This is a genomic window from Microcoleus sp. CAWBG58, assembly GCF_020883045.1.
Lineage (GTDB): Bacteria > Cyanobacteriota > Cyanobacteriia > Cyanobacteriales > Microcoleaceae > Microcoleus.
Map to the genome: position 1 here is coordinate 1 of NZ_JAHRFA010000147.1, position 9,429 is coordinate 9,429.

Annotated in this window: 11 protein-coding genes and 1 pseudogene; 4 read left to right on the forward strand and 8 right to left on the reverse strand. The window is 46.2% G+C overall.

What is annotated here, in order from left to right; all coding sequences use genetic code 11:
• Positions 1-259: 259 nt before the first annotated feature.
• Positions 260-424 (forward strand): hypothetical protein, encoded by a 165-nt coding sequence (locus tag QZ918_RS32280; RefSeq protein ID WP_293342992.1) that lies wholly within the window; start codon positions 260-262, stop codon positions 422-424.
• Here QZ918_RS32280 and QZ918_RS32285 read toward each other — a convergent pair.
• Positions 414-2,351 (reverse strand): serine/threonine-protein kinase, encoded by a 1,938-nt coding sequence (locus QZ918_RS32285; protein WP_293342995.1) that lies wholly within the window; start codon positions 2,349-2,351, stop codon positions 414-416. The genes QZ918_RS32280 and QZ918_RS32285 overlap by 11 nt on opposite strands.
• A 94-nt stretch (positions 2,352-2,445) precedes the next feature.
• Between QZ918_RS32285 and QZ918_RS32290 the strand changes: the two genes are divergently transcribed.
• From QZ918_RS32290 to QZ918_RS32300, 3 genes are all read left to right on the forward strand, one after another.
• Positions 2,446-2,757 carry a hypothetical protein gene (locus QZ918_RS32290; RefSeq protein ID WP_293157798.1) on the forward strand — a complete coding sequence of 104 codons (312 nt, stop codon included), beginning with the start codon at positions 2,446-2,448 and terminating at the stop codon, positions 2,755-2,757.
• An 89-nt stretch (positions 2,758-2,846) separates the two neighbouring features.
• Positions 2,847-3,329: a 2Fe-2S iron-sulfur cluster-binding protein gene (locus QZ918_RS32295; RefSeq protein ID WP_293157795.1), complete on the forward strand. Its 483-nt coding sequence runs from the start codon at positions 2,847-2,849 to the stop codon at positions 3,327-3,329.
• Positions 3,330-3,367: 38 nt separating this feature from the next.
• A complete protein-coding gene (locus QZ918_RS32300) occupies positions 3,368-3,838 on the forward strand; it encodes a bilin-binding protein (RefSeq protein ID WP_293225509.1) in 471 nt (156 codons plus the stop codon).
• A 100-nt stretch (positions 3,839-3,938) separates the two neighbouring features.
• Here the strand turns inward: QZ918_RS32300 and QZ918_RS32305 are convergent, their stop codons facing one another.
• The 7 genes and pseudogenes from QZ918_RS32305 to QZ918_RS32335 all read right to left on the reverse strand — a co-directional run.
• On the reverse strand, positions 3,939-5,105 hold the full coding sequence (locus QZ918_RS32305; RefSeq protein ID WP_293342998.1) for a pentapeptide repeat-containing protein: 1,167 nt from the start codon (positions 5,103-5,105) through the stop codon (positions 3,939-3,941).
• Positions 5,106-5,979: 874 nt separating this feature from the next.
• Entirely contained in the window at positions 5,980-6,642 is a 663-nt protein-coding gene (locus QZ918_RS32310; protein ID WP_293343001.1) for a V4R domain-containing protein, read from the reverse strand.
• Positions 6,643-6,846: 204 nt separating this feature from the next.
• Positions 6,847-7,320, reverse strand: coding sequence for a bilin-binding protein (locus QZ918_RS32315; RefSeq protein WP_293343004.1), 474 nt, complete (start codon positions 7,318-7,320; stop codon positions 6,847-6,849).
• Between the two features lie 137 nt (positions 7,321-7,457).
• Positions 7,458-7,724, reverse strand: a complete 267-nt coding sequence (locus QZ918_RS32320) for a hypothetical protein (protein ID WP_293343007.1) — start codon at positions 7,722-7,724, stop codon at positions 7,458-7,460.
• A 101-nt stretch (positions 7,725-7,825) separates the two neighbouring features.
• On the reverse strand, positions 7,826-8,527 hold the full coding sequence (locus QZ918_RS32325; RefSeq protein ID WP_293343009.1) for a V4R domain-containing protein: 702 nt from the start codon (positions 8,525-8,527) through the stop codon (positions 7,826-7,828).
• 153 nt (positions 8,528-8,680) lie between these two features.
• Positions 8,681-9,193 (reverse strand): hypothetical protein, encoded by a 513-nt coding sequence (locus QZ918_RS32330; protein WP_293343012.1) that lies wholly within the window; start codon positions 9,191-9,193, stop codon positions 8,681-8,683.
• Positions 9,194-9,311: 118 nt separating this feature from the next.
• Positions 9,312-9,429 (reverse strand): annotated as a pseudogene (locus QZ918_RS32335) (IS30 family transposase); the annotation flags it as partial.

Below are 9,429 nucleotides of genomic sequence, written 5' to 3' on the forward strand. Positions count from 1 at the left end.
TTTTTGAACCTATACACCGCAGGGGTTTCGGCTGTTCCTTGATGCTCGCATTTCCGATCGCCCAATCTGCTTTAACCCCACAACCTGCTTTTTTACCCCCTATGTCCGTTTTTGACAGCACTCTGTAGAATACTTCAGAGGTGAATATAATCGGATTTAGTCAGAGCTACTAAGACTTTGGTTACGGTGTCAGCCCGATCGCACCCTGTTCACTACAGCACTAGGCGATCGGTCAATCTGATTCATATATAGATGAGTAGTGCCGGCATTCGCTGCACTTGACTCAGGGAGATTGGGGTATGCGATCGATCCGATCGCCCACCTGCAAGTCCTAGCCCCACACAAATCCATCGCCCGCAACTACAATCTCCTTAATTACAGCCACCCCCAAACATTTTCAGTTAGCCCATTTATCAGGCTTTGAGACTCGATCGCGAGTTTGTCTCCTCAACATCTACATCTAAAAAGTGCAAGTGAGTCTCCGACTCAGTATTGGCAGCAATCACCAAACCTGTGCTACCCCAAGGGGCGATCGCCCGAGGTGAGGCAGGGCCACTAAAATTGCCTACTTGAATCCCTTGACTGTTTAACACTGCTATCTGCCCCCCAACATCTGCCAACACCCATCCCCAATTAGTCACACAAGCAGACACGGGCCAACTTTCAAGAGGAATTCGCGCTAGCTTGAGCGGCCACAATTTCATCGACAACACAGCGGCTTTACCACCTTGGGGAATTCCGAGCAAGGTATAAGGCTCAGGTGTCAACAGCATCTGTCCGACGCTGGCAGACAACTTTACAGAACCCACAGATGTGCCGCGGCGAGTGTAAACTCTAAAAATAGTTTGGGGATTTTTTGGTTCGTTGTCTGGCCAAACGGCTAAAACGTGTCGTCGATCCAAAAACGTTAATTCTGGTAAATAGTGTTCCGGTAAAGGCACAGTAGCGATCGGCTTTAGGGCTTTTTCTCGATCGCCCGCGGTGCTATTGTCAGCTAAAGCATAAAAACGCAGTTCGCCGGGAACAGCTACTGTCAACCAGCGACCGTGAGAATCAACAGCAGCTTTAAAAGCATCTGCACCTTGCCTTACACCCATATCGAGTAGGCACTGAGGCTCCACAGAACCCTCGTTGAGCCAGTAAAGTTTTTGCTGAGTGAGAACGCAGCAGCCGTGGGAAGCAGGTAAAATGCCACGCACAATTTCCGGCATTAATATAGAAGTCGGCATTTCTTCTGTTGTAACTGCGTGTTGTCCCGGCTGACACCAAACCTTTACCTCTTTACCTACAGAAGCGTAGAGATACTTTTCCGTGGCAATTAAAGCAGTCAGCGGTGCAGGAAGTATTAGCGGTTTTGGCTGCAAAACCGAATAACGAACAGTCCGAAGTAAATTAATAGCCGGCTGTGATGATTTTTCCTCTTCGGATTCCAGCGCAGAATCAGTGTCCGACTTCAGGTTTTTAGCGCTGTTGGTTGTGGGGTTTTCCCAAGGAACAATGCAGTCGCCCAATTGCCGGACAGCGGGGTCGTACACGATCAGTCGCAGAGCTTGAGCCATTTGGGAAGCACTGGCAAAACGGCGGGCCGGCAGCTTTTCCAAAGATTTTTTGACTATTGCTTGCAACGGTTCGGGGATGGCGTCGGGAAGTTGCAAGCGTTGATTCAGGTGCGCCCACCTCAAGTCTCCGGGGGCTCCGCCGAAAGGGCGGTAGCCCATGAGCAACTCAAACAGCAAAATTCCCACTGCATATATATCTGACATGGGGGAATAAAGACCGTAAAACCGCTCTGGGGCCATGTAGGCTGGGGAACCTACGGTAGCGTCGGGAGAAATTTCTTGGTGGAGGCGAGTTGTACCGATTTCTGGAAGTCGGCGGGCGATACCAAAGTCAGACAGCCTCGGCGACCAACCTTTGGAGCCTAGAGTGAGGAGGATATTTTCAGGTTTGATGTCGCAATGAACTACGCCTCGGCGGTGGGCGTAGTCTAAGCCTGCTAAAAGTTCCATGACTAGCTGTAAACCTTCGAGCAACCGCAAGGGACGGTCTTGTTTGAGCAGGTTGCGGAGAGTTCCTCCCTCACAGTAGTCCATAACCAAGTACCTGCCTGTGGCTGTGTGTTCGAGAGCTCGGCAGGTGACAATGTTGGGGTGTTGCAAGGTGATCAGAAACCACAGCTCTCTTAAAAATTCGCTAGTTGGGGCTTTTTGATGGCTGAGTTCTTTGAGAGCAACCAGTTGGCTGGTGAGGCGGGAGTCCTTGGCGGGAGTTTCTCGAACGCTGGCACAAAAAACTCGACCAAATTGCCCTTGTCCGACTAGCCCTAAAATACGGTACTTAGAATGTTGCATCGGTCTAATTATAGAAAAAGCTTGAGCTAGTATTAAAATATGTAAAGAATGCTGACAAAAATTCAATTTTTTGAATCGATCGCCAGGTACTGCTATGTTATCTCAGGTTCATTCTCAGCCTCCTAGGAGCGATCGCACGGTCGCACCTACCAAAATCCTTGAGTTTCGCAGTCAGTATCAATCTTGCCGGATTCGGGTACCGGATCTGGAACTGCCTGTGGCTGCTATTTTAGTTGATTGTGAGTATTACAGTTTTTTCAAAGCTGTCCAAGAACCATCGAAGGTTTTAGCCATCGTGGCTAAGTTGGCGAATCGGGGTGACTCAACAGCGATTACGAAAACAGCTAGCGGTTATGCAATCTGGGTTAGAGAGCCAGAAGTTGAGGCTGTCGTCAAGCCATCTTAGCTTTTTTGAGTGTTAGCCAAATTTTTTTGGCTTTGAATATGTCGATCGCACTTGCTTGCATACTGAACTTGACAGGATGAAAAATCAATATGGTTAAAATTATTAGGCTAGATCCAATTGCCGAGGAAATGGCAGTGGAAACCCGATCGAATATCCTGGCTGCCTTACTTTCCAAAGACTTAGACGTTCTTAAGGAATGCGGCGGGCGAGGAATGTGCGCTACCTGCCACGTTTACATTAAAGAGGGCATGGAAGGTTTGTCTGACATGAACCGTCGCGAGAGGAGGACGCTGGAGGTCATTACTACAGCTAAAGCCAATTCGCGACTTGCTTGTCAAGCTCAAATTATGGGTGAGGGTGTCGTTGTACAGATACCTGCGGGGATGTACATTAATGCTATTGAAAATGTGGAAGCTCTGATCGGTCGCCGAGCTCAGCAAGATTTGTTACACCCAATTACGGGTCAAGTAGTTGTAGAATCGGGAAAGTTAATTACTCGTTCGATCGTTACACAGCTTAATGAAACCCGCTTCCAAGTAGGACAATATTTAGTTCGTACTAAAGAAGCTTAAAACTGATATGTTTGTATTTTAGTAGTTGAGAAAAATCTATGTTGAGCCAACTTGCACGTTTGAGCACGGAAGCAGACGGACGCTACGCCACCGCTGAAGAACTCCAATTTTTGAAAGACTACTTTCAGTCTTTAAATCACCGGATGAGCGCTTATAAAAAACTTCAAGCCTCTGAAAAAGAAATTATTCGGCAGGTGGAAGCACAAATGCAATCTATCGACCCTAGTTTATATCGCCGCGGTTCTCAAGATCTGACTGAAAAGTGCCGTGGAGATGGTGTGCGGGTATTGAGGCATTCGGCGGCAGCACTGTTGATTAATGATACTGAACGGTTGCGCGATCGGCTGCTGCTTTGGTTGCAAAGTATTTTAGGTGCTGTTCACAGTCGTAATAGTTCGACCGTGACCTACGATGTCATGAAAAAGGTAATAAAACAATATCTCACTGCTGAAGAAGTCAGCTTATTTTTTCCGATTCTCGACATCAACCGCACTATAGTCGGTAAATAATCAAGGGAAAGTTATACCATTTTCGAGCGGGAATGACTGATTGCATAAATGCTTGGAGCAAGGGGCAAGGGTTGTATTGTTTTAGCGCACGGGTCTCCCATTAACCGCGATAGATTTTGCCGTTAGGAAGAATGGCTCCAAGCAAGTTAACTCCCCCCAAATCCGCCTCACTGAGAATGGCTCCGCGGAGGTTTGCTCCTGTCAAGTCAGCTTTCCGCAAATTGGCTTTACTGAGGTTAGCTTTGCTCAAGTCAATTTCACGCAGGCAAGAATTAGAAAGGTTGGCATTGATCAGGTATGCCCCGCTCAAGTTGGCTTTGCTGAGGTTGGCTCCACTCAAGTTAGCTTCCATCAAATAAGCACCGCTGAAATTGGCTTCGTTCAACAATGCCTCTGCCATATTAATTCCGGTTAAAAGTTTGCGGCTCAAGTCTACACTGCCCAAATCTGCCCCGCTGAGGTTGATACCGCTTAAGTGGCAGCCATTCAAAGTAATCTTTCTGAGGTAGGTTTTGCTCAGATCTGCTTTGCACAAATTTGCTCTGTCCAAGCAAGCTTCGCTGAGATCTGATTCGCTCAAACACGCGCTGTTTAAATAAGCTTGAGTGAGGTTAGTTCGCCTGAGGTTAGCTTTGCTGAGGTTGGCTTTGCTGAGTTCGGCACGGGTTAAGTTGGCTCCGGCTAGGTTGGCTTTGGACAATTCGGCTCCGGTGAGCTGTGCTTCGCTCAAGTCTGCCTCTTTGAGACTTGCTAGAGTCAAGTCTGCATCTTTCAAGTTTGCGCCGTTGAGATTGGCTTTAATCAGATAGGCTTTACTGAGATTTGCTTCGCTCAGAACGGCTTTGGTGAGGTTTGCCGCGCTCATATCTGCACCTATGAGATTTGCCTTGGGGAGAATTGCTCCTGTCAGGTTTGCCCAATTCAGGTGAGCTCCGGCTAGGTTGGCGTTGGTGAGATTGGCATCGGTGAGATTGGCTCCGCTGAGACTTGCTGCCATGAGGTTGGCGCCGGTCAGATTGGCTCCGCTGAGGTCGGCTTTGCTGAGGTTGGCCCGGCTCAGATGGGCTTTGGTGAGGTCGGCTTGACTGAGGTTAGCACCGATTAAGTATGGTCTGTGCTGGTGTTCGTTAAGATTGTCCAAACGTAGAGTTGGGGCATCGCTGGAACGGTATAAATCGATCGGACTCAACACAATGCCGCGCAAGTTGGCCTGTCTAAAATCTCTTTCGCCGGCTGCATATCGATTTAGAAGTTCATTGGCGTCCATTAAGTTTGGGAAAAAAGTTTGAGGTTGTGATTGCTTTTAAATCTTATGAGTTTCTAACAATACTGACAGTTTTTTGAACTGTTATATAACGTTTTTTGGCGTTAATTTCAAGAATTGTGATTTTTTATCTCGTTAGGATCCACCACTGATGTTAAAAAAAATATCGAGTTCCAGCAGTTGCCTTGATAGGACTTTGAACATTAAAATTAGCCAAAATTATGTCGGTAGTATTGTTTTAACGTAAATCATGAATTGTCTAGAGCGTCGGTACAGTAGAATGTCTTGACAAAAAGAACGAAATATGTATCACCTAGGGGCGTTGCATGAGGGCGACAATAAATCGCGATCGCCAATCATTTTTTTGCCCTCATGCAACGCCCGGTCAAGGTCTACATCAAGATACATACTATGTCGCTAGTGTCAATTTCTTTTACTGAACCGGCGCCCTAGGCGCGAGTTATAGTCCAATAAGTAACCTGACACAATTAATTACACAAAAAATGCTCGGAAATTACTACTTGGGAAGCTTGGCGAGCATCGCAGTGTAATTAATCTTGTCCAACTACTTAAGCTTGGGTTAAAAAGATAATTTTCATGCCCGCACCTGCTGTTACTTAAGATCCGAAAAAAGTCTTGGTGATTGCTTTCATAACATATCGCTCCCTTCGGAATCGAGGACAGCAATGAAACCCTTAGCTAACCCAAGCTTGTTGAGTTATCGTCATTTTTTTTGAAATAGCTACAACCATTTTTTAAACTCTGTAGATTTTTGATAATTTAACTGTCTGTAATGTTCGATCGTCGGGTGGATAAAATAGCCGCCCAATAACCTAGCTGATAGTTATTGACAATAAACTAATAGCTGTTACACGAGTCAGTTTTTTTGGCAAAGCTGACTGATAATAGCTTCGTGAGCTTGTCCTTCTTCGACCATAGAATCTGCTGGTTGGAGGCGATCGCGCAGTCCTAAAATAAAGCGGTTGCAGTCCGAACCCAAGGATTCGCAGGAGGTTTGCAAGCAGTGGAGTTCTCGACCTGTAAGCTGACTAAAGAAGGAACTTAAGATGCCTGCTTCTAAATAACAGGCCGGCCGCTTCGACTTGGGAGCTGTTTTAGCAAAAAGAGAGTTACCAATCTTTACTATTAAAAATCCCTGTTCGGAATAGCTGGGGTCAAATTCAAATTTTCCCCATCCGTGAGTTTTCCAGCACTGTTGCAAGGACTGAAGAAATTCTACCATTTCCATTTCGGAAACTGGCTGGCCGTAGTATTCGCTGACTTCTTCGCAAAAGCGCACGTAGAAGTTTTTCCCCCACCAACGACCGCAGTTGAAAAGCACGAGGCGGGAGGCTTGGCCTGTTTCTTGTTCTAAGCCGATATAAATGGCTTGAATGAGTGTTTCTGGGAGGGCTATGAGCCGATCGCCCCGGCGGTTTTCGAGCAGGCCTAATTCGAGGTCGCCTCGGACGTAGGCATCGCTGGCAAAGTAGTTTCCAGGGAGGCGGGGCTGTTTGAGCAATTCGGCAATATTAATCATGGGTAATCGGCAATGGGGACGTGGAAGGAAGAAGGAAGACGAAGGACGGAAGAGGTGAATTATTATGGATGTAGGAAATTTGGATTTGGCAATTGATTGTTTGTAAAAAAGGAGTTATGAGGGTTAAGTTTAAAATTAAATTTATTACTTATAACTCATAATTTATGGTTCCTGAATTACATTTTTAAAAGTATTACCTGTTGCCTATTCTTTATTGCCTTGGTCAACAATCATTGATTTTGCTTGGTCAAAGAATGGTTGCAATAATGCTCTTGCTTGCTCGGAAAGCAGTTCTTTTAAACGAGTTTGCAACATATTGCAAACAGTTGCTTCGATTTTTTGAGTTTGGTGGGCTTCGACTATACCGGAAACCCAGTCGAGAAGTCGCTGTTCGAGAAAATCTCGATCGTTCAGCAGCATGGCCATGGCGCAGTACCGCAAGACTAAAATCCAGTGTTTGAGCGATCGTTCTAAGTTTTCTTCTTTTTCGTCGGGGAATTTTTCTTGTAGCTTGTTGGCTATTGGTTGGAAGATGCTTGCTTCCTTCTCTCGCAAAAATTCGTAAATTTTTAAGCGCTGGGCGAGGATTGCAGCTTGACGCTTAAAGGCTATGAGTTCTTCGCCTTTTAGAAAGCGGGTTTCTGCCTGATCCAGCAGGGCCTCAATCTCAGGGTGCATGATTTTAATTAATTGGTAATCGGTAATTGATAAAAGGAAGTCAGTTGACAGTTGACAGTTGACCGTTGGTAATAATTTTCGTAATTACCACCAATAATAAATAACAACTATTGGCGATTTTCAATTCCCCACGCAGATTAAAAGAGGTCGAATAGATCGTCAATGGTGACTTCGGCAGGTTCAGAAATAGAAATTGCTGGCAAGGGTGGCGGTAGGGGTAGGGCGCCTACTTCGGGAATTCCTTCCCAAGAAATAGCTTGAAAAAAGTCTGCTACCGATCGCGTTAAAGTCAGCGCTTGACCGGAAGTCGAGCCATTTTGGGTTTCTAAAGGTTGTCCCAGCCAATTATAGTGACCAAAGAAGTCTTGGACAGACTTACTCAACCATGAAGTTTGACTTTTCATCTTTCTTCCTGCCTGGAGATACCCACCATGGATCGCTATGCGTGCGATCGCGAGATTGGTGGGAGGAAAGGCAGGGCAGAGGATGTGCCTTTCCAGGTTGTTTACCGCAATATTTCACCGTGTTGCAGTCGATTTTGAATATCGCGGGCGTTGGCACCTTCGTTGAGCCAGAATGCTGCTGCATCAATTTTGTCTGGGTTGCCGAGGAGGAATTTACAATAGGTTTCTCCCATTGAGTAACATTGAAGTTCTATGCAACTAAGAGGCTTTTTGACTAGAGATCCGAAGAAACCGGCGAACAAACCGGCGTATAGGTGACAAACTGGTTTGCCTACGTCGCCCAAAGTTCGAGCAACTGCTGAGTCAAAGAGGTTGATGAAGATGCAGCCATGTTTGCGATCGCTCATGTCAACTTCCCAGCGACCCCAACCTTGAGCAGTGAAAGGCCACCACCAAGTTTCTAGCAGGAACATCAGATTCGACTGGCGAATGTTCTGGCTGAATTCGGCGCTAAACCATTTTTGAAAAAATTCGGAATCTTGCAGCCCCCACTGGCAACCAATAGTATACATGATGACAGAGGACGCCGGGCCTACTTCTTCTTCGAGTCCCTCCACTAAACCGATGATGAAGTCTTCGCTGGTAAAAATGTTGCGGGACTTATTCCAGTCGTTAATTGTACCAAACTCGCGATCGAAGGCAAAAAAATCCTGAAACCTATAATGGTTGTGAGTTTTAGGATGCTTTTGCTTCAATAGCGATTCCCTGTGGGTGGATATTTCTTTTGGGGCGGTAGAGACCATTGGCGCGTTACTCCTGTTTTGGTGTAGTTTGCTGAAAATTAGTTCACATAGAACAAATAAACTGACCTGTGTATTCACTGTAACAACGTTTTTGGGACTTTAAAGACCCACGGGTAGATTACTCCCGTGGGTCTTTTGATTGGATTTTGGATTTTAGATTTTGATGCCGCACAACTCCTTGAACAACTCACGAACGCAGCGAGCTATCACCCGCTGGCGGGCTAGCTTAATCGGAGTGCCACCCTTTTTCCTCCTCTTGAGGTTTTCGGCTGGGGACATTTCCTCGGCGTCGGCGCCCTGACCGTAAGTAAATTTCAGCGGTGGATTATTGCGGCTAACTTCCAGCCGCGTGAAGCACCATTGCCAAAGGGCTTTTCTACACAGCGCACTGCCGGATTGTTTCCCTTTCTTTTTCTGGCCGCTGTCATCGCGAATCACGCCCATGCCGACCGATCTCATGAAGCGGCGCTCTGATAATTTGAGTTTGCACTCTTTGCCGGTTTGGCGATTCTTGCGGAGTTTTACTTCCGGCCGACCGTCTTTCAAGAAATCCTCGATCGGGTAAATTGCTCCCAGTAAGTAGCCTTGCAATTGGTATCCGAAGCCAAATTTTGTAAAAATGCGCCGATATTCTCTGAACTGGGGATGCTCAATTAACAAGGTCAAGTGCTTTTTGAGCTTGAAAATTTGTATCCGCTCAATAATTCGGGGTAGCAGAGAAAAAAAGTAAGCAGAGTAAAAAAAGTGTGATAAAATAGGACACATGACGCCAAAGATCGCCAATTCAAATCTGAAGTGCAACAGTGTCTGATGTATGTCCATAGAATACTTCAAAAGGGGTTCGATAGTCAAGCGATTTCCTCGGTCGATTGTTAATCAAATCCACTGCCTTTTCTAACTCC

What these genes read in the sequence shown, in the direction of transcription:
- QZ918_RS32285 (WP_293342995.1), bottom strand. Translation starts at nt 2,351, where the DNA reads ATGCAACATTCTAAGTACCGTATTTTAGGGCTAGTCGGACAAGGGCAA.
- QZ918_RS32290 (WP_293157798.1), top strand. Translation starts at nt 2,446, where the DNA reads ATGTTATCTCAGGTTCATTCTCAGCCTCCTAGGAGCGATCGCACGGTC.
- QZ918_RS32295 (WP_293157795.1), top strand. Translation starts at nt 2,847, where the DNA reads ATGGTTAAAATTATTAGGCTAGATCCAATTGCCGAGGAAATGGCAGTG.
- QZ918_RS32300 (WP_293225509.1), top strand. Translation starts at nt 3,368, where the DNA reads ATGTTGAGCCAACTTGCACGTTTGAGCACGGAAGCAGACGGACGCTAC.
- QZ918_RS32305 (WP_293342998.1), bottom strand. Translation starts at nt 5,105, where the DNA reads ATGGACGCCAATGAACTTCTAAATCGATATGCAGCCGGCGAAAGAGAT.
- QZ918_RS32310 (WP_293343001.1), bottom strand. Translation starts at nt 6,642, where the DNA reads ATGATTAATATTGCCGAATTGCTCAAACAGCCCCGCCTCCCTGGAAAC.
- QZ918_RS32315 (WP_293343004.1), bottom strand. Translation starts at nt 7,320, where the DNA reads ATGCACCCTGAGATTGAGGCCCTGCTGGATCAGGCAGAAACCCGCTTT.
- QZ918_RS32320 (WP_293343007.1), bottom strand. Translation starts at nt 7,724, where the DNA reads ATGAAAAGTCAAACTTCATGGTTGAGTAAGTCTGTCCAAGACTTCTTT.
- QZ918_RS32325 (WP_293343009.1), bottom strand. Translation starts at nt 8,527, where the DNA reads ATGGTCTCTACCGCCCCAAAAGAAATATCCACCCACAGGGAATCGCTA.